The 18,049-nt window shown below is 56.0% G+C and carries 18 protein-coding genes, 1 tRNA gene and 1 pseudogene; 5 read left to right on the forward strand and 15 right to left on the reverse strand.

Annotated features, from left to right (window positions below; translation table 11 throughout):
• The coding region (locus tag ABX962_RS09645) for a hypothetical protein (RefSeq protein ID WP_372718860.1) at positions 1–216 on the reverse strand (216 nt) is incomplete at its 3' end.
• Between the two features lie 472 nt (positions 217–688).
• On the opposite strand from ABX962_RS09645, the gene ABX962_RS09650 reads away from it, so the two are divergent.
• The 3 genes from ABX962_RS09650 (at position 689) to ABX962_RS09660 (ending at position 3,641) form a co-directional block, all read left to right on the forward strand.
• Positions 689–1,213 (forward strand): HEAT repeat domain-containing protein, encoded by a 525-nt coding sequence (locus ABX962_RS09650; protein ID WP_372718862.1) that lies wholly within the window; start codon positions 689–691, stop codon positions 1,211–1,213.
• A 250-nt stretch (positions 1,214–1,463) separates the two neighbouring features.
• A complete protein-coding gene (locus tag ABX962_RS09655) occupies positions 1,464–2,483 on the forward strand; it encodes a site-2 protease family protein (protein ID WP_372718864.1) in 1,020 nt (339 codons plus the stop codon).
• Positions 2,484–2,831: 348 nt separating this feature from the next.
• Complete coding sequence (locus ABX962_RS09660) at positions 2,832–3,641, forward strand: inositol monophosphatase family protein (protein WP_372718865.1); 810 nt, start codon at positions 2,832–2,834, stop codon at positions 3,639–3,641.
• Between the two features lie 98 nt (positions 3,642–3,739).
• Here the strand turns inward: ABX962_RS09660 and cmoB are convergent, their stop codons facing one another.
• Genes cmoB through ABX962_RS09680 form a run of 4 tightly spaced genes read right to left on the reverse strand, consistent with a single transcriptional unit; the run spans position 3,740 to position 7,588 of the window.
• A complete protein-coding gene (gene cmoB / locus ABX962_RS09665; protein ID WP_372718867.1) occupies positions 3,740–4,768 on the reverse strand; it encodes a tRNA 5-methoxyuridine(34)/uridine 5-oxyacetic acid(34) synthase CmoB in 1,029 nt (342 codons plus the stop codon).
• Entirely contained in the window at positions 4,717–5,475 is a 759-nt protein-coding gene (gene cmoA / locus ABX962_RS09670; protein ID WP_372718869.1) for a carboxy-S-adenosyl-L-methionine synthase CmoA, read from the reverse strand. Before cmoA ends, cmoB begins: the two co-directional genes overlap by 52 nt.
• A gap of 51 nt (positions 5,476–5,526) precedes the next feature.
• Entirely contained in the window at positions 5,527–5,811 is a 285-nt protein-coding gene (locus ABX962_RS09675; RefSeq protein ID WP_372718871.1) for an acylphosphatase, read from the reverse strand.
• Positions 5,812–5,815: 4 nt separating this feature from the next.
• A complete protein-coding gene (locus ABX962_RS09680; RefSeq protein WP_372718873.1) occupies positions 5,816–7,588 on the reverse strand; it encodes a SpoIIE family protein phosphatase in 1,773 nt (590 codons plus the stop codon).
• A 197-nt stretch (positions 7,589–7,785) separates the two neighbouring features.
• Between ABX962_RS09680 and ABX962_RS09685 the strand changes: the two genes are divergently transcribed.
• On the forward strand, positions 7,786–8,001 hold the full coding sequence (locus ABX962_RS09685; protein ID WP_372718875.1) for a hypothetical protein: 216 nt from the start codon (positions 7,786–7,788) through the stop codon (positions 7,999–8,001).
• Positions 7,992–8,063, forward strand: a tRNA-Gln gene (locus tag ABX962_RS09690). The genes ABX962_RS09685 and ABX962_RS09690 overlap by 10 nt, the downstream gene beginning before the upstream one ends.
• A 763-nt stretch (positions 8,064–8,826) precedes the next feature.
• On the opposite strand, the pseudogene ABX962_RS09695 reads toward ABX962_RS09690, so the two are convergent.
• The 10 genes and pseudogenes from ABX962_RS09695 to ABX962_RS09740 all read right to left on the reverse strand — a co-directional run.
• Positions 8,827–9,369: pseudogene (locus tag ABX962_RS09695) on the reverse strand (hypothetical protein); the annotation flags it as partial.
• Between the two features lie 343 nt (positions 9,370–9,712).
• Positions 9,713–10,000, reverse strand: coding sequence for a hypothetical protein (locus ABX962_RS09700; RefSeq protein WP_372718877.1), 288 nt, complete (start codon positions 9,998–10,000; stop codon positions 9,713–9,715).
• On the reverse strand, positions 9,997–11,331 hold the full coding sequence (locus ABX962_RS09705; RefSeq protein ID WP_372718879.1) for a replicative DNA helicase: 1,335 nt from the start codon (positions 11,329–11,331) through the stop codon (positions 9,997–9,999). The genes ABX962_RS09700 and ABX962_RS09705 overlap by 4 nt, the downstream gene beginning before the upstream one ends.
• Positions 11,328–12,140, reverse strand: a complete 813-nt coding sequence (locus ABX962_RS09710; RefSeq protein WP_372718881.1) for a hypothetical protein — start codon at positions 12,138–12,140, stop codon at positions 11,328–11,330. The genes ABX962_RS09705 and ABX962_RS09710 overlap by 4 nt, the downstream gene beginning before the upstream one ends.
• Positions 12,137–12,595 carry a hypothetical protein gene (locus ABX962_RS09715; protein WP_372718883.1) on the reverse strand — a complete coding sequence of 153 codons (459 nt, stop codon included), beginning with the start codon at positions 12,593–12,595 and terminating at the stop codon, positions 12,137–12,139. The genes ABX962_RS09710 and ABX962_RS09715 overlap by 4 nt, the downstream gene beginning before the upstream one ends.
• On the reverse strand, positions 12,585–12,890 hold the full coding sequence (locus ABX962_RS09720) for a helix-turn-helix transcriptional regulator (RefSeq protein WP_372718884.1): 306 nt from the start codon (positions 12,888–12,890) through the stop codon (positions 12,585–12,587). Before ABX962_RS09720 ends, ABX962_RS09715 begins: the two co-directional genes overlap by 11 nt.
• Entirely contained in the window at positions 12,883–13,077 is a 195-nt protein-coding gene (locus ABX962_RS09725) for a hypothetical protein (protein WP_372718886.1), read from the reverse strand. Before ABX962_RS09725 ends, ABX962_RS09720 begins: the two co-directional genes overlap by 8 nt.
• Before the next feature lie 72 nt (positions 13,078–13,149).
• Positions 13,150–14,181: a hypothetical protein gene (locus ABX962_RS09730; protein ID WP_372718888.1), complete on the reverse strand. Its 1,032-nt coding sequence runs from the start codon at positions 14,179–14,181 to the stop codon at positions 13,150–13,152.
• A 595-nt stretch (positions 14,182–14,776) separates the two neighbouring features.
• Positions 14,777–15,304 (reverse strand): hypothetical protein, encoded by a 528-nt coding sequence (locus ABX962_RS09735; RefSeq protein WP_372718890.1) that lies wholly within the window; start codon positions 15,302–15,304, stop codon positions 14,777–14,779.
• Between the two features lie 1,179 nt (positions 15,305–16,483).
• The coding region (locus ABX962_RS09740; RefSeq protein ID WP_372718892.1) for an SMP-30/gluconolactonase/LRE family protein at positions 16,484–18,049 on the reverse strand (1,566 nt) is incomplete at its 5' end.

Below are 18,049 nucleotides of genomic sequence, written 5' to 3' on the forward strand. Positions count from 1 at the left end.
ATCCTTGGTCAACAAAAACACGCCTAATTCGTGCCGCATCTCACGAACAATCAATTCCATCGCTTCGGCCGCCCGGATGCTCGCCACGTTGACGTCAAGAATTTGCGAATTTTGACGCTGCAATTGCAGTACATACCAGGCGCCGGAAAACCCCAAGCACAACAACAGAAATCCGGTTACCGGCAAAAAGACTCCTAACTTGTTTCGTAGCCTCATCGGATCAGTCTCGGAGCTAAGTTGGATGAAATTTGGCCGTCGAACCGCAAAATCGACTTTTCGCAGTGGGCTGCCGTGCGAAGGCGTTGCCGTAATGAAGGGGATTCAAGAGTTCCCCCCCCCCACTTCATCACGTCGCCCCCACGGTCATTTAAACCCTTGGCAAAGCCCGTGCCTAAATGAACCTGTGCCTAAATGAACCTGTGCCTAAATGGCAATTGCATCGCTCGTTTGCCGTCGATCAATGCAAGCCCCGAAACCGCTCGTCGCTGTTTCGATCCTTCCCCCTTCACGCGATCGCGAGTCCTGCTTGTCGCAATGACCTTGATTTGTTCTTTGGCATGCTCGGTGGGTATACTGAACAAACACCGGGTCGCGCCAAGGTAACGGCTCTTACCGTGTTTTGATTTTGCTTTGCTTGACGCCCCTGGGCTAAGACCGAAACGATCTCCAACGTTAGGAACCGCAAGCAATGAAGACGCATGAAATCAGTTCAGCCATCAAACAACTTGCTTCGGATGATGGCGTGGTCCGCGAGAAAGCCCGTAACGCGTTGGTCGCCGCAGAGAGTCGCGATGTGACGGAAGCTCTGATCGCCGAATTAGTCGATTATCGCCATCAAGTTCGCTGGGAAGCGGCAAAGGCATTATCGCAAATCGGAGACCCCATCGCCGCGTTGCCGTTAGTGCACGCGATGGACGACGATGACCACGACGTTGCCTGGGTCGCCGCCGAAGGCGTGGCCGAGATGGGCGAAGTCGGGTTGCAAGCGGTGCTCAGCGGGCTGTCCCACTCGAGCCGTTCGGGGTCGTTTTACAAAGTCGCCCATCACGCCTTGAAAGAAATTCGCAAACGGGGCAAACATCGCGGTGTGGTTGCAAAAGTAATGGCAACACTCGAAGGGGTGGAACCGCGTCTCTCTGCTCCGATCGCGGCCTACGAAGCGTTGCAGGAACTCCGTGGCAACGGCTCACCCACTAACGGACCTGCTCACTAACGGACCTGCTCACCCCACGAGGCCACAGTCACGAAGGTCCACGTTTCGGTCGCAACGACGCTGACCCCACCTCCTGTGGCGGGGAAGATCGTGGCAAATTGCCCCATCGAGGTGGTGTTCCCCAGTCGATTCGACGCGTGAAGTCTGTAGCAATCGGTATTCTTCCGCAGAATTGGCAGTCCCCAACCGTTGGCACAGCGTATGCATCCATAGACCGCCTTGAGTTCAATTTTTTCAAGGAGACTGATTCATGAGCGGTTCATGGCATTTGGGACGATTCGCCAATATCGACGTTCGCGTTCACTGGACGTTTTTACTCGTCCCTCTGTGGATCTATTTTTCGAGCCTGGCGGCGGGCAGCGGGGTCGCTGGCGCGACCGTTTCGGTGCTGTTTGTGCTCTCGATTTTCGCTTGCGTGCTGTTTCATGAATACGGACACGCGCTGATGGCACGCCGCTTTGGCATTCCCACACGTGATATCACGATACTACCGATCGGAGGCGTCGCCAGCCTCGCGCGGATGCCTCGACGCCCGGCGCACGAATTGGCAATCGCCGTCGCGGGTCCCGCAGTGAATGTTGTGATCGCTGCTGCGATTTTCATCGGCTTCGCGATTTTGGATCCCGCCGCCGGCGCCGTCACTTCGTTCCTAAGCCGTTTGGCGATCGTCAATGTCGCGTTGGTCGTGTTTAATATGCTGCCTGCGTTCCCGATGGACGGCGGCCGCGTGTTGCGATCGCTCTTGGCGATGACAATGCCTTACGCCGCGGCAACCCGTATCGCTGCAAATGTGGGACAAATCACGGCGGTTGGCTTCGGTTTACTTGGATTGATCAGCGGCAATTTGATGCTTGTCTTCATTGCCGGATTTATTTTCCTCGCGGCTCGTGGCGAAGCGATGCTGGCCACCGCTCCGGTGCGGGACGATGTCGCTTCGGCGGCGCGCAGTACGGATGGTTTTCCTGCGTCTCGCCGTGACGAGGAATCCAGTGATGCGGTCAAAGCAAGGTTGCTGAACCATCCAGGCCCGAACTTTCCCGACGTTCGCTCGCTGCCGATTATCAGTAGTCAGTGGAATGCGAAAAACGCATTGGGGTGGTTAGGCACCAACTCATTGGAAAAGTTCTTGGTGTCCAGCGGCGGATCGGTCGTGGGGATGATCAACAAAAGTGACCTGCAACGCGTGGTCCGTGAAGGCCGCGGTGCGATGGCAATCGAACGACTGCTGGCACTGAGGATCATTCCGCTGCAATCGCTCCGCTCGGCTTGAATCGCCAAGCGTTAATGGACCGTCACAGCCGGTATGTTGCGGGCAATCAAGCGATGCTGGTCACCCTCTTTTTTATCACGACAAGCACGGCGAAAATCTGTATTGGCCCCACTTTCGGCCCACCTCCTCGACGCTGACGGCACCTGTCCGCTAAGGTTCCAAGCACACGAAAGCTCGTGAATCAGCCAATTTGTCGCTTGGCCTCGCGATTGGGGGCCTCGAGATTGGGGGCCTCGCGATTGGGGGCCTCGGCATCAGAGAGGCTCGGCAGCGGGGGCTTCGGCAATCCAGTGCTTCCTTGGTAATGTATTGCACGTCCCATCCTTTCTTCGCAACCGAGACCCATTGATGCTCGACCGTAACGAACTTTTACTGACCGCCACGAGTGCAGCACGCGTCGGCGGCGAGATCCTGCTTCGCTATTTCCGCGATGGCGTGACGATCCGCAACAAGTCCGAAGTGGGCGGTAAGACATACGACTTGGTCAGTGATGCAGACCTTGAGAGCGAACAAGCGATCGCCAACTTCTTGCGGACCCGCTATCCCGGCCATGAACTTTTGGGCGAAGAATCGCTCGCCGGCGGCGCCACCGACGCCGAACATTTATGGATCATCGATCCGCTGGACGGTACCAATAACTTCGCGCATCGGTTACCTCATTTTGCCGTCTCGATCGCCTACTATCACCGCGGTGAACCGGTGGTCGGTGCGGTGTTTAATCCGGTTCGCGACGAGATGTTTACGGCGACGAAAGGCGGCGGGGCGGCGATCAACGGCGTCGCCGTCTCGGTTTGCAATTCTGAAAAATTGAGCGAAGTTTTGATCGGTTGCGGATTCTATTACGATCGCGGCGACATGATGCGAAGTACGCTCGCCGCGATCGAAGCTTTTTTTGGCAACGACATTCACGGCATCCGGCGATTTGGCACCGCGTCGCTGGACCTTTGCCAAGTCGGCTGCGGTCAGTTCGGCGGCTTCTTTGAATACCAACTTTCTCCCTGGGATTTTGCTGCCGGACGACTGTTTGTCAGCGAGGCTGGCGGCCAAGTCAGCGATGCTAGAGGTGCCGATCTACCACTAAAAACAACCAGCCTTGTTGCAAGTAATGGCAAGCTGCACGAGGCCATGCTGCAGATCACCAAGCAACATCATCCCTAAAACATGAGGCAATAGTTTCGTCGGCCAGCGGCCCGCGGCCCAGGAAATGCGATGACGATTTGCAGGGCGTTTCCAATCCACACCGGAAAGCCGATTGTCTAGGACTTTGTCGCCACGACAATCGCTCGAACCGGCGACGGGTAGCCTTCGACCGTGCGTGATGGATCGACCGGGTCCAAAAAATCAACGAGTGAGTGAAAGGTCATCCACGGTGTTCCTCGCTGTTCCGAGGGCGTGGTCGCGGTCACATCGATAACGTCGATGTTGGTAAATCCGCTCCGATCCAACCACCGCGTCAACATCGGTACCGATGGGATGAACCAAACGTTTCGCATCTTGGCGTAACGATCCTCAGGCACCAGCACCGTTGCTTCGTCCGACTCGATCACCAACGTCTCGACCACCACCTGCCCTCCGGGCTTAAGCGTTTCCGCCAGCGTTTGCAAGTGATCAATCGGGCTAGTGCGGTGATACAGGACCCCCATCGAAAGTGTCAAATCGAATGCTTGCAGTTGACTGGGAAGATCGGTGTCGGCCAACGGCACAATGAAATGCTTCTCTGGTCCTGCCGCATAGCGGCGCATCGCTTCGAATTGCATCACGTACAAAAGATAGGGATCACATCCGAGCACCCAATCGGCTCCTGCATCGATCATTCGCCATCCGTAGTAACCGTTGCCACAACCTACATCGAGCACCGATTTGCCACGAAAATCAAGCGACTCGGCCAAACGATCCCACTTCCAATTGGATCGCCATTCGGTATCTACCGAGACTCCGAAGAAATCAAACGGTCCTTTCCGCCAAGGATGCATCTGCATCAGCGTCGACGTCAGCGAGTCGACATGACGAGGATCCATCGCGAGCGATCCGCGGACCGTCACGGCATCGCCGCTGGCATCGATCGACGCGTCCTGGCATTCCGGCAGCGACTGCCAAGCACGTGTCCATTTATCGAGATTGCCATGTTTGGAAGGATGAAATCGCTCGCTGCAAATCCGCCGCAACTCGCTCGCCCAATCGGTTAAACCTCGTTGACGCAATTGTTCAAACAATGCCTCTCGATCAAATAACGTCACGCTGCCGACTCCGCTTTGACCGCCAAAATCGAGGCAAAGTTGAAACATTGAAACCACGGCGCGACGCAATCAAATCCTGCGGCATAAAGTCGATCGACGTGCGTTTGCATGGTCTCAGGAATCAAGCGATCTTCCAACGCGGTACGTTTCTGAGCAATTTCGAGATCGCTGTATCCATTGGCACGTTTAAAATCATGGTGCAAATCATTCAGCAGCGATTGTTGCCCCGCATCGTCGAAACAAATCTTTTCCGAAACGAGCAGCGCGCCCCCGGGGACGATCGCATCCGCGACCGCAGTTAATAGCGACGCTCGTTGATCTTTGGGGATGAACTGAAGCGTCCAATTCAGTACCACAAACGAAGCGTTGGTCATCGGGAATCCACACACATCCGCTTGATGCACATGGACCGGTGCCATGGCGGATTGCGGCTCGCTGTCTTGCAATTTCGCTTGCAATTTCGCTTGCAATCGCGCGACCATCGCCGGCGAATTATCAACGGCGTGAATGACACAATCCTGTGGCACTCGAGGCTGGATCAATAGAGTGGCGGCGCCAAGGGAACACCCTAAATCGTAGACGTTCGTTTTTGCTTGAGCGAACCGCGGAGCCAATTGCTGGATCATCGCCAAAATCGACGCGTATCCCGGAACCGATCTCGCGATCATATCGGGAAACACCTCGACCACCTGTTCGTCAAAGGCGAAGCTGCCAACACGTTCGTGAGGCAACGAATAAATCCGGTCGCGTTTCATCAAAGCTCGTTCATGGTCAAAGGGACCTTCGTGGTCAGGAAACTAGCGTGCTTAGGAATATCGAATCCGAAACTCGTCCGCACGCTCTTCTGCGGGCAATGTTTCGATTTCCCGGTCGTCGATGTTACCTTTCATCGATTCTTCGATTCGCTTCAACAATTCCCGTAGGTCTGGTTCCGAGCCGACCACATCCAATTCAACGGATCCATCCCCTCGGTTTCGCACAAACCCTCGCACGCGGAGACCGATGCTTTGTGAAAGCGCGTTCGCACGAAAACCAACGCCTTGGACTTGACCACGGAAACGGACGACGTATCGAAGCTGCGAAGCGTTCATGGTTTTAGAATCCCGTGTCTTCATCGGCCAATTGCCCCAATATATCTTGGTCCGCAGTGTCGGTAAGTTCACTGACCGTTTCACCGGCCACCGCGAGCCGCTCGATCACGACTAAACACATATCGTCAAACGGCGGAGCATCGCCGACATGCTTCAGCACCGCTTCGACCAACCGGTCTTTGATCTCTTCGGCGTGGCCACCGAGCGCCGTCATCTCGCGAACTTTATCGATCCCAAATTCGTTGTCGTCATTGTCCATGGCCTCGTTGATCCCATCGGTGTACATGACCGCCACATCACCGACAGCCATCGGAAACTCGACTGCTTCGTACGACATTCCGTCATCAATCGCGATCGGCAATCCCGATTCTTCTTCGCCAGGTTCGACAATTTTTCCGTCTCGGGCAAGCCGTACGATGGGGGCCATATGGCCTGCGTTGACAATCGTCACCGAATCGCTGGTGGGATCAATCACGACTAATAAAAACGTGACAAACCGTTCGACATGCAACCGGCTCATTCGATCGTTCAGCCGCTCCACGGCTCGCGCCACGTTGGCATCGCTCGCCAAACAAAAACGCGTTTCCGCCGACAATTTGGCCATAAACATCGCCGCCGCCACACCGTGGCCAACGACGTCGGCGACCACCACCGCCACACGTCCATCGGCCAGATGGATGTAATCAAAATAGTCGCCGCCGATGTGGTTCGCTGCCTGATAGAAACTGCAAACCTGATAGCCCGGAGCATCTGGAGGTGATTGAGGCAAGAAAGCCTGCTGAACTTCCGTGGCCAATTTCAGATCTTGTTCGACTTCGCGTTGATGCAGCGCCTGCTCATGCAATCGCGCGTTGTTGATCACCACCCCGGCTTGGGCCGCTACCCCGCTGAGCAAATCGGTGTCTTCCTCGCGAAATTGCCCGCGGCCTTTGAGCGAGTCGATTTGTAAAGCGCCAAAGGATTGTCCACTGCCATCAATCAGCGGAGCACAAATCATTGACCGAATCGAAAAATCGGCAATCGATTGGCTACTGTCAAACCGGGTGTCTTCGGAGGCGTCGAGCGACAGAATGGCCTCGCCCGTTTTCATCACTTCGCGAATGATCGTACGGCTGATCCGAACGGTCTCGCTCTCATCTCGCGTTTGCCGCGTTTTGACCCAACGGGGGATCAAATTGCCATGGTTATCTTCCATCACGACAAAGCCGCGGTCCGCCGCAGGAAAGATATCAAACAAACTATTCAGCACCTTCGGCAGCACTTCGTCGAGCCCCAATGCGTTGCTGAGGTTGCTATTGATTCGCATCAAGGCTTCGAGTTTCGCCTCGGGCGTTGCCGACAGCTTCAGCCCCTCGCTGCTGCTGCGGAATTCGACTTTTGAAGAGCTGATTTTCTCGGCATCCGCGTCCTCGACCATCATGATGCCGAAGTTCGATCCATCGAACGTCATTAGATTGTGGTCTTGGGCAAATTCGGGGACAGCGTCTTGGTGAAAGACGAGCTCCACGTCACTGATGCGAACGCGGTCTCCTTCCCGCAGCACCTCGGGCTCGGTCAAGAGTTGCCCATTCAAAAAGGTGCCGTTGCGGCTGCCCGAGTCTTCGACGAGGAAGTCGCCATCCTGATGCACGACTTTGGCGTGGTAGCGGCTGACCGCGCCGGCATCGACCACGATATGGCAATCCGGGTGCCGGCCGATCACGGTTTCGCCGTCTTGCAGACGAAAACGTTCTGCGCTGCCGTCATCTCCGATCGAACTTGTCGACAAGAAAGCCATAGGAAATGCCTCGGAATCTAGTAAATCAAAATGGAGGGGGGGGCAGCGGCGGGCAATGGGCCCATCGATCAGGATCGCTGGCGTTTCGTGACGGTTTCCCCACGCCCGAAGACGCCAAATGCTCGCGGTGAGCCGCGCCGGAAGCACATTCTATGCCAATTGAGCCCAAACAACAACGAAGGAATCGGAACGCCATCTTGACTGCGAATCAAAAAACGATCCAAATAGACGCAGCGGCTGGCAGTAGCGAAGAATGCAATTTCGCTTATGATGGTCGTCGCAACGGCGGAAAAGGCGACGCGAAGCCGAAACATTCCAATCGGAAACATTTGGATGTGGCCGGCAAAATGAAGGCGGCTTCCGCATCAAAACAGCTTCCGCATCAACGCATTCGCATCAACACTGCCCCATAGTGTAATTGGCAACACGACAGATTCTGACTCTGTTATTCTAGGTTCAAGTCCTAGTGGGGCAGCTAGACTCATAAAACCCCGTGTTCCAGGCACCTCACAAGCCTGTTTCGCGGGGTTTTTTCGTGGGGTGATTGGCTCTTTTCCTTGGTGATTTGCACCGATGACACCGCCACGGACACCGCCAGAGCCATTAATGATCGATTCAGCATCGATTGCCTCACCGGTCACCTCATTCGAGCCCGCGGCCCAATGGTCATCAGTCACCTGCAAATAGTGCTTCTCAGCCGTTTGGCTCGAATGACCAAGCCATGAGTTAACAACGTGATCCTGGTGCCGCTCCTGCAGTTCGGTGCGGCGGGTCGCTCTCAGGTTCTGGAACGTCTTGGGCCATGGGACGACTCCGGCCGACTCGATGACTCGGTTTAGCTGGGTGCCCACATTGGCCAATCGATGATATCGGTGAATGCACCGCACCGCCCCATCGGGTGCCGACTCGGACGATGCAAGCAGGAACGGCATCAGCTCAGGAAAGATGGGACAGAACCGCAAGCCGGTCTTTGGTGAGTCGATACGCAACCGCTCCACATCCCAGAGGATGTCCGTCCACTTCATGGCGAGCACCTCACATCGTCGCAGGCCTGCAAAGCGAGCAAACGCAAATACCAACCGCCAGTCATCATCGGGACAGGCAGTAAGGACGGCCGCGGCGGTCTTGCGGTCAATGTAGTGATCACGACTGCGATTCACTTCGCTGCTCGTTTTCAGTTCGGCAAAGGGATTTTCGGTTAGCAACCGGTCCTTAACCGCATGGGCGAACATCGTCTTGGCCCGCTTCACGTGCTTGCTCACTGTCGCTTCGGCCATCGTCGCGGTCGGCTTACCGTCGGCATCCCACTTCACCGGTCGGGCAAGCATCCATCGACGCCAATTCTCGGCATCAGCAACCGTAATCGCTGCGAGAATGTGACGCTCTCCAAACCTCTCGACCAACAACCGTCTGGCATGTCCGTAGTTGTCGATCGTTGCCTGTTTCAGATCGGTACGGCTGGCAATGTACGCATCGCAGAACGGGCCAAGCAGTCGAGCATCATCACCAAGCGATGTATGTCGCTTCGGGTCGACCAAACCGATGCGGGCAAGAGAGTCAAAGAGCTTGCCCTGAAGATCGATCGCCCAGTTAGCGGTCGCTGGATCAATCCCACCTCCAGACGCCTTGGCTCTAACAAGTTCGTCAACGTGACGCATCACCGTTTCGGCGCGTCGCTTACTTGGATCACTTAGCCACAGAGACCGACGCTTGCCATCGTGCCGAAACTGTAACCGCCACCCAACTCGCCCACGGTCATTCTCTTTACGCAAACTCGCCATCGTGTCACCTCTCACGTCACCCAAAAGAAAAAAGAGCAACGGCGGGCCGGTGGGTGATGACCGGTGTTCGGGAGCTTACCCCTAGCCGTTGCGAGGTCAGTTTAGCAAGCTCGATGCCTGCGTGTATGTAGATTTTCCTGTGGCCCAGTCGGAAGGCCCTACGCGCACGCGCACACACGCGAGCAACATACGTGCTCCAGAGTACGGGATCCCACCCGATCTGGTTCTACGCGCACGCGCACACACGCGAGCAACATACCGGTGATTCGGAATCGTAGGATCGAATTAGCTTGCTACGCGCACGCGCACACACGCGAGCAACATAGCACGCACTCCGGGCCGCCTATTGGGCCCAAAAACGCCTTGTGCGTTGCCTGATTTCACGGGCATCGGTGTCACATCGAGAGCACCGCCAATCGTCATCCATTCGCTGGGTGTCGCAAACTCTCCGGCATCGTGGACACGTTGGAACGTCGGCCGGATCCATCTCATCCATCGCCAAGAGTCGCTCTGCGTCATCGTCGGCGGCCATGCCCCAGGCAAGCCTGCGAGTGCGTTCGTCAGTCGCGGTGAACACTACCGGAACGATGGGAACGATGGTGCTGTGGGTGTTGGTCGTGGTGTCCATCATTTGCCCTCCCGCGATCGAAACATTGTGTACTTGCCGACAAGCTCAACCGGGAATCTGTTCTCCGAGTCGTTTCTCATTTTGGCAACGATCAACTCATAGTCTGTGGAGTGCTCCGCGATCTGGTGGAGCATGATTACACCGTCCGCATCCTGCTCGATCGATCCGCTGTCGCGAAGGTCAGACAATCTCGGACGCCTTGGGTTGCCACCGCTCTCGCCACCTCGGTTTAGCTGCGATAGGACAATCACGACGATGCCCAGCTCTCTCGCCAATTGCTTAAATGCCTTCGAGTTTGCCGTCACGAATTCATAGTCTGTTTGTCGTGGCGATGACTTGGCCATGATTTGCAGGTAGTCCACCGCCAGCACCTCGATGCCCCATTTCGCCTTGGCCAGCCTCGCTTGTGCCGCTATCGCCTCCATCGTCGCTGCTTTGCCCTTGGGCGCTGCTATGTAAATCACGCTGTGCTCGGTGTCGCTGACGGTTTTGCGTAGTCGCTCAAGCTCGTCGTTGCTCAATAGGCATCCACCGGTGTCATCCACCTCTAGCATCTTGCCGTCGATTTCGGCTCGTTCCGACAAGACTCGCGATGCAAACTCATGCGGTTCCATCTCCAGCGAGATACACAGCGATGACCTTCCTCGGACGTCCAACGAGTTGAATATCTGCTTCATCAATGCCGACTTGCCCCGCCCAGGCCTCGCTGCAATTACGTAGGATCCGCCGCATCGCAGGCCTCCATAGACTTCGTCAAGACACGTTATGCCGGTTGGGATCAGCTTGCCGACTTCGGATGCCTCGGGATTCTCGATCAGTTGCAGCCTCTGCAAAGCCGCCTCATGGAGGCTCAACGTGTCCGTGGTCGTCGATGCGTAGGATGCAACATCATCGATCTTAGCGCGGACGATGTTGGCCACTTCGGCCGGATCGTCGGTGGCCTCGATGTCGTCCACGAATTGCTTCGCGAGTGCCCTGAGTTGTCGGCGCGTTGAATGCCGCTTGACGTCCTTGGCGTATGCTGTCGCGTTAGCCGCTACCTCGATGTCCAGGTATCGCTTGGCGAAAGCCTCCTTGCCGCCAAGAGCCTCCATCAGGCCTGCATCACGAATGTTTGCGAGCAGTCGCCTGACGTCGTGTATCGACTCATTGGCATCGGCCATCGATGTGATGATTCCCCACAATCGGCGATGCCGGTCATCAACAAAGTCACTCGCGTCGGCGATAGCGGACGCCTCGGTTATCGTGTCTGGATCGGCAATGACGGCGGCGATCAGACAGGCCTCGGTCTCGGTCACGCGGTCGCGGGCGGTCGGTCGGTCATGATTGGTCATTGGGGTGATCTCCGTCGCTTGATTGGTGGTGGTGGTGTCGTTGGCTCGCGATCGTCCGCGCGTCCTCTTGGTTTGTCCGGTAGAAACAATCCCTGCCACTGACTGGCCGTACTGTTTTCGAGCGCATCACAAGCGTCAGCCTCTTCCCAGCCACCTAGCTTCTTCAACGCGGCCTTGGCGGCAGTCGGTGTCAGCGCCTTTTTGACTTCGCGCCTCATTTCGCAGTAGTCTTCCCAGGCCTCTCGGAATTCGTCAGAGCCAAATGGCAGATCAACTTTCGCATGATCAAATGATGGCTCGGTCTTCTTCTTTTTGGGTGTATGGGTACTGGGTATAGAAAGCGTTCCCCTTTCCGTTCCCCTTTCCGTTCCCTTTTGGGAACGGTTCGCAGCTTGATCCGTTCCCTTTTGGGAACGGTTCGGCTTCGTTCCGTTCCCTTTTGGGAACGGTTCGTTTCCCATCGGGAGCCATTCAGGCACCAATGTCCAATACACTCCCATCTTGGTTCTGGTTCCGGGAACGTGATGAAGTAGCCCAGCATCCTCTGCAGCCTTCCGGATGCGATTTAAATCCTTGGGCGAGCCTTTGCCGAACTGATTCATCATTTCCTTTCGCCAATACTTTGGCGGTTTGGCATAGTGCAGTTTGTCCTCACACGACGCGACAAACACGCAAAGCAGGACCGCCTCCATGCCGATGTCTCGTATTGCATCGCTCGCCATCAGGGCCTTGATGTATCGGATCGCGTAGCCGATGTTTTTCCGATCCGCAGACGGATACTGCGGCAAAGTCGTATCACGCTGGGTCATGTTGCACCTCCAGTGAGTCGCAGGTACAGCACCGCCGCTAGGCTCCGATCGTGCCCATCGGGGACCTGGTTGTAGCGGGCGAGCCGCTTGGCAAAATGTCCAGCTCGGGATCCATCGACGTGCAGCATGCCGTCATCGATCCAGAGACGTGAGCATTGCCCCATGGCGCACAGCACGTGATAGCTGGCGCCCAAACGCAGGTCCTCGATGCGGTCGATCTCATCGGACGTATAGCCCTGCTCGCTCAGTAGCTGGCGTCGGCGTCGATGCACAGCCAAGCGTATTGCGAGACGGTCGGACGCCGCCATCTCGGATACCTGTCGAGCGATCTCACCCACGCGTCCGGCGATACGTACACGGGCACGATCAGCTTGGGCTCGGGGCTCGTGTCGGGTATCATCGGGGTGACGGGTCGCACTGTCACGCGTTTTCTGGGGGTGGTGGTCAATCAGCATGGCCGTCACCCCTTTTTTTGTTGGCGGCAGCCAGTGCCGCGATCACCGCCTCGGGCTGATATAGCCGCCGACTCCCGATCATGATGCTCGGTATCTCTCCGGCTGCTCGTGCGCGATCCACGGTCGGTCGGGACACACCGAGGAGGTCGGCCATAGCGTCGCCACCGACGAGTCGGGGCTCGGATGACTCGGACAGCAGGGGCATCAGGGCAGCTAGTACGGCCGCGGTGATTGCCGCTATCAGCTCATCGATGTCGACGGATTCGATCACCGTCGATCGTGTTGGATTAGCCACGGGCCACCTCCTTCGGCTCAGAGGTGGTGGTAATGCCGATGTCTACGAGTGAGATGCCGTAGTCCGACAGCTCGACCTCAGCGCTACGCAGCAGCAGGTCATCACCTGATAGAGACGCCGATCGAGCAATCCGTATGAGTGCTCGTACGGTGTCGACGTTTGGGTTTGGTTTTCGTTTCTTGGCCATGAGTGGTCCTCCTACACCCATGGCCCCGCAGTATCCATTTTTCGCCGGTACCGCAGTTTGGAAACCGAAAAACTACGTGTTTTGCCGTGACAGATTTTTTTTCGCGGTATCCGAGGATACCGGTATCGATACCGCGTCACGGTACACCTCGGTCCTCTTAACGATCTTCATCGCCTTGTTGATCGTCTTTTTGCTCTTCCCTAGTCTCACCGCCCAGTCATCTTGGGATGTCTTTGTTTCACGCCGGTCTTTACGTATTTGATCGATGATCTCGCCAGCTGCAATTTCGTGAGCGGGCCGCTTCGATAGCTGGCCTAGTATGCTCGCCAAGCCCTCCATCGCCCCCGGCGATAACAGCAGGCCGTCGCGTTCCTCATCTGGCTTATCGACGTTCGGCTCGTCGGCTTCGGGTGACTCCGTTCTTGCGACTCCCTCACGCTTCGGACGTGTGTCGTACAGCGGATCCAATGCAGGCGGCGCTAGCTCATCAGCCAGCCCGATAGCAAAATCCCTCTTGATTCGAGCCTGTTCTTTTCGCAACCGATCGAGAATCAGCTTCTTGATATGGGGATGGAATGGATTGTTAGATTGGCGGTCTCGGTATCGCTGTAGTCGGTCGATCTCTTGCGGGGTTCGCTCCTCTTCCGGCTTTTCAGCGATGTGGCTCGCCTCACGATAGTGGTCCGTCGCCATCAGGTTCCAAAACGCAATGCGGCTCTCTACGTCGGCGATTGCCTTCCATGCGGCTTGGTATTCCGATTCAGGGACGATGACCGTTTCCATCCCCGGGTACCACGAGTAGTAAACCGGGTGGGCCGGAATAGTGAATTCATCCATGTCGTCCAGCAGCGGCCCCATCCGGCCAAACATGCTCCGCAGATAGGCGTACCGGCCTTCCAGAAGCTCCAGACGCTCTTGGAGTAGCTCAGCCGTCTCATCGATCGACAGCGGCTTGCCATCCCGCATCGCCCTGGCGTTGGGCTCCGGCATCCAGTTTACCGACAGTGACTTCACGACGCTTTCAGCCGTCTTGTACGCATCGTTCGCGAGGTCTCGCCAAGTCAGTTCGCGCAGTTCCAAGTCTACAGATTCGGCATCGGTCATCAGAATCACCTTGCTTGTTGGAAGGGCCGATCCAACCGAGTGAGCGCAAGGTGTCGCACCACTCGGTCAGATCGTTAGGCGAGGATCAGTCGCGTACCCGCATTCGCCGGGGGATCAGCCCAGCAATTCGGTTAGATGTGGGGATCGGTCCACGGAGCCCATTCTCGTGACAACCAAGACCGTGTCCAGGGCACTTTTTGCCGTTTGATTGGTCCTGATGATTCCTGTAAGCGTTTTAACGCATCGAGTAGTCAACTCGACAGATTACGCCCGTTTGAGGTTTCGCAGCGTCTCCGTCGACAGCAGGGGCGTTGCTGGTGGCGTTAACGCAATTGCCACAGTCGGGATTCACGTTTCGGGCGTTTCCACTAACAGATTCCAGACGCTGCGGCGCAGGGACCCCTACCCCTTTTTTTTGGGATAGCCCGTGTAGCGCTACGTTTGTTGATTCACTCACCGTTCCCTTGTGAGGGTGGGAGCAATCAGACCTCCAGAAAGGACCCGTGACTTAGATATACCCTACCTTGGTACACCCGCGTGAACAGCGTGATCTTCATCGATGGCTGGCATCTCCAAACATCACTAACTTGAAGACTCAATCAATCTTGAATTCCTTTTTGTACTCATCAAGAGTCCATGTAGATATCGTTCTAACAAGGAACGGCATCTTGCTTGGGTCTGTGATCGTGCCAGTCAGCGGATCAGAAAGAATCTTCTCAAGAACGTCGAATTTCTTACCTTCATCTGTCACCTCAGGGAGATCGAATGCGACTTCCCGGTAATTGGATTTGACGAATTCCCATGATTTGTTATCCGATCGGTACCGGTACTCGATCGGAACGGAAAAGGTGACGACGGCTGGAGTTTCGTATCCTGGGACATGCCGCGTGAACCATTTGGTGTTATCGATCACCTTAAACTTGACGATCCCAACGAACGGATAAGAAAGCGAGTCGTTTTCCCTGAGGTCTGTATCGACTAGCGAGAAGACGACTCCATCAAGTGCCAAGTTTTGATACCGAGAAAGCTCTGACTCGGCGAAGACGCTAAATGAATCGGGGGTTGGTGTGCCGGCTGAGCATCCGGTGATAGTTAGGGCGAGTAGAACCAAAAACGATCGCATTAATTTCAATCCTTATCAGTGGGGAATTCTGGTTTCGGCCACAGCCTTTGTCATTTGCCAAGAACTCGATTGTAACTCCGCGACATCCCTCCGTTGCATTCGCCTTCCTACCGATGGCAACATCTCCCAAATTTCCCACGGTGACTAGTTGGGCGAGTCCTGATCATCGCCAAGGTGTTTCCGGCGTGTCTTCAGCCCGCTTCCTTTTCCAAGGCGTCAGCAGTCAATTCCCTGGAATAGCTTTGGTGGAGGGTAGATCAAGACGCCCTACCGCTTCGCTCGGGTTGGGTTCGGCAATCGCGTTACTTGGTCCGATCGACTCGCCAGATCTCTCGCTACGCTCATCAGCTCGGCTTTCGCAGGATCATCCAAGCCACTCCAGATCGCCAATAGTTCATTGCCTTGGTCGTCGCTCCCGTGCGCGGATGACACCGCCACGGACACCGCCGAAACGTCGGATTGCGTATTTCCCCGTGTCTCAGCCGATTGTGAGCGTCCTAGTGGGGCAGCTCTCGCCGCAGAAATCGCGGGACTTTCTGCTGGCGATGGTAAAACACTCCAAAGTCCACCACGTTTGTATCTCTGCGAAATGTGTCCACTTCTCCGAACCGCAATTCGCTGAGCTGGCAAATCGCCTCGCCGCACTTCGTCGGCTCACCAGATAATCGCTGAATCGTTGTCACCATCGATTCCTTCAAACGATGCGTCTTCAGGCAACCACGTCTCATCCTCGTGCAATTTTGCTGGCCAATTTCTCGAGTTCTCGAGCTACCTTTGAATCAACCTTCATGCTCTTTGGAGGGTCGTCTCAAGAAGGGCCTTCTAATGAATCGGGCTGGCATCAACCGCGACGAATCGGCAGCGATGTCATGACGTGGGGCGTGAACACCTCAGCGTGCTGCAGTGGCCGACTCCAGTAAAACGTCCGGTCGATGAAACCGGAGCACGCTTAGTGAGGCGACAACACACTCCGGAGTCGGTCACCGGAGCACTGAATCCGACCTGCCACTCCCGAGAAAAGAGTCCGCGTACCTTTTTCTCTCCCGTACCTTTTTCTCTCCCGTACAGCGTTGCGATTTGGCGATTGCCCCGGTTGAATGTCGGAACCGTGGCTAGCGTCAAAGCGGCTAACATACTGAAAGACTCCTGCCTGGCAGATTAGGAGCGGGTCCAACTTCACTATTGGATCTGCAGTTGACGCTGGTAGACCGCTCGGCCGTTGGTGATGAAGAGGGTCTCGTGGTTCTCGCCAGCGATCGTGCAACTGGTTAACGGCATGGTCTTGTCGGGTTTGGGAAGCACGCCGCACGGACGTCCCGTTGGGTCAAAAATTTGCACGCCTAACTCGCTGGTGACGTAATAACGCCCGGCTTTATCGACGCACATGCCATCGCCACGAGAGACGGTGCTGTATGGCGGGGGTTCGTTGAACTTGAATTCCCCCTTGGGGTCGATTGGAAGTCGCATCGGCATGGTCGGCATCTTAGCGTCCAATTCGCCACCCGCGTTGACGCGGAATGTCCATGTGTAGGGACCACCATGGTCGGAAACGGCAAGCGTTCCGCCGTCATTCGACATCGCGATTCCGTTGGGACGTGTGATGCCGGTGTCGGCGACCGAAACCTCACCCGTCTTGATGTTGATTCGCGTGACTTGCTTCGCTTGCGTCTGAGTGATGAAAATGTAACCGTCCTTGGAGACCGCCATGTCGTTGGGTTGCACATCGGAAGCGACGATTTTCACATCGCCGTTGGTGGTGTCGATGGCGATCACCCGTTTCTGTTTGCCTTGGCAACCGTAGAGCATTCCGTCGGGACCGAATTCGAGTCCGCTGACGGACTCCTTCGCAATCACGGTTTTCTCACCGCTGATTGCGTCGACACGGTACACTGCAGGTGCCTTCATGTCACAGAAGTAGAAGTTGCCTTGATCGTCGCTGCACGGAGCATCGGCGAAGCCCAGGTCCTGCGCCACGACTTTCCATGACTGGTCAGGCACTAGTAGATTCAACAGCGTGAGGTCGCCACGCAGGTCGTCACTCGTGTCAATGGTCGGCGAGTGAGCTTCGTTTCGCCATAGCCATTTCATCGCATCGGGAAAACGCGAGCTTCCGTAGTCCGCGTTATGCATGTAGCCTTCGGCCCAATCGAAGCGGACGTCATACCCCATATACTTCAGTGACGATGCCATCTGCTGGTTTGCGATCGGCCAACTTCCAAACGCATTGTCGACGTCGCCGCTCGTGTCAGCCATGTAGACACGGATTGGCTTGGGTTCCGTTTTTCGCACGAGTCCCGAATAGGCATCGCCACCACGGAGATTGGTGTAGCTGCCGACGCTGTTGTAGACCTTTTGGAACTGGTCGGGCCGCTCCCAAGCAACGGTAAAGGCACAGATCGCACCGGAACTCGATCCACCGATCGCACGCATCTTGGGATCATCGGAAATGTTGTAACGCGATTCTACTTCCGGGAGTATTTCGTCGAGCAAGAAGTTTGCGTAGCGATCCCCCAGTCCGTCGTACTCAAAGCTGCGATTGGACGACTTGTTGCCTTTGCGTGGTTTCGATTTGTGGTGGCCTGGATCGAGAAAGACGGCGATCGTGGGCGGCATGTCACCGCGAGCGATTAAGTTGTCAAACACAACAGGAATTCGCCAGCGTCCGTTCACGTCTCGCATTCGTTCGCCATCTTGGAACACCATCAACGCAGCAGGCGTGTCCTTGTTGTATTGCGCGGGAACGTA

Source organism: Novipirellula sp., from assembly GCF_041583735.1.
Taxonomy (GTDB): Bacteria; Planctomycetota; Planctomycetia; order Pirellulales; family Pirellulaceae; genus Novipirellula.

Excerpts from the sequence above, each read along its gene's own strand:
- ABX962_RS09650 (WP_372718862.1), top strand. The coding sequence starts at position 689 with ATGAAGACGCATGAAATCAGTTCAGCCATCAAACAACTTGCTTCGGAT.
- ABX962_RS09655 (WP_372718864.1), top strand. The coding sequence starts at position 1,464 with ATGAGCGGTTCATGGCATTTGGGACGATTCGCCAATATCGACGTTCGC.
- ABX962_RS09660 (WP_372718865.1), top strand. The coding sequence starts at position 2,832 with ATGCTCGACCGTAACGAACTTTTACTGACCGCCACGAGTGCAGCACGC.
- cmoB (WP_372718867.1), bottom strand. The coding sequence starts at position 4,768 with ATGTTTCAACTTTGCCTCGATTTTGGCGGTCAAAGCGGAGTCGGCAGC.
- cmoA (WP_372718869.1), bottom strand. The coding sequence starts at position 5,475 with ATGAAACGCGACCGGATTTATTCGTTGCCTCACGAACGTGTTGGCAGC.
- ABX962_RS09675 (WP_372718871.1), bottom strand. The coding sequence starts at position 5,811 with ATGAACGCTTCGCAGCTTCGATACGTCGTCCGTTTCCGTGGTCAAGTC.
- ABX962_RS09680 (WP_372718873.1), bottom strand. The coding sequence starts at position 7,588 with ATGGCTTTCTTGTCGACAAGTTCGATCGGAGATGACGGCAGCGCAGAA.
- ABX962_RS09700 (WP_372718877.1), bottom strand. The coding sequence starts at position 10,000 with ATGATGGACACCACGACCAACACCCACAGCACCATCGTTCCCATCGTT.
- ABX962_RS09705 (WP_372718879.1), bottom strand. The coding sequence starts at position 11,331 with ATGACCAATCATGACCGACCGACCGCCCGCGACCGCGTGACCGAGACC.
- ABX962_RS09710 (WP_372718881.1), bottom strand. The coding sequence starts at position 12,140 with ATGACCCAGCGTGATACGACTTTGCCGCAGTATCCGTCTGCGGATCGG.
- ABX962_RS09715 (WP_372718883.1), bottom strand. The coding sequence starts at position 12,595 with ATGCTGATTGACCACCACCCCCAGAAAACGCGTGACAGTGCGACCCGT.
- ABX962_RS09725 (WP_372718886.1), bottom strand. The coding sequence starts at position 13,077 with ATGGCCAAGAAACGAAAACCAAACCCAAACGTCGACACCGTACGAGCA.
- ABX962_RS09730 (WP_372718888.1), bottom strand. The coding sequence starts at position 14,181 with ATGACCGATGCCGAATCTGTAGACTTGGAACTGCGCGAACTGACTTGG.
- ABX962_RS09735 (WP_372718890.1), bottom strand. The coding sequence starts at position 15,304 with ATGCGATCGTTTTTGGTTCTACTCGCCCTAACTATCACCGGATGCTCA.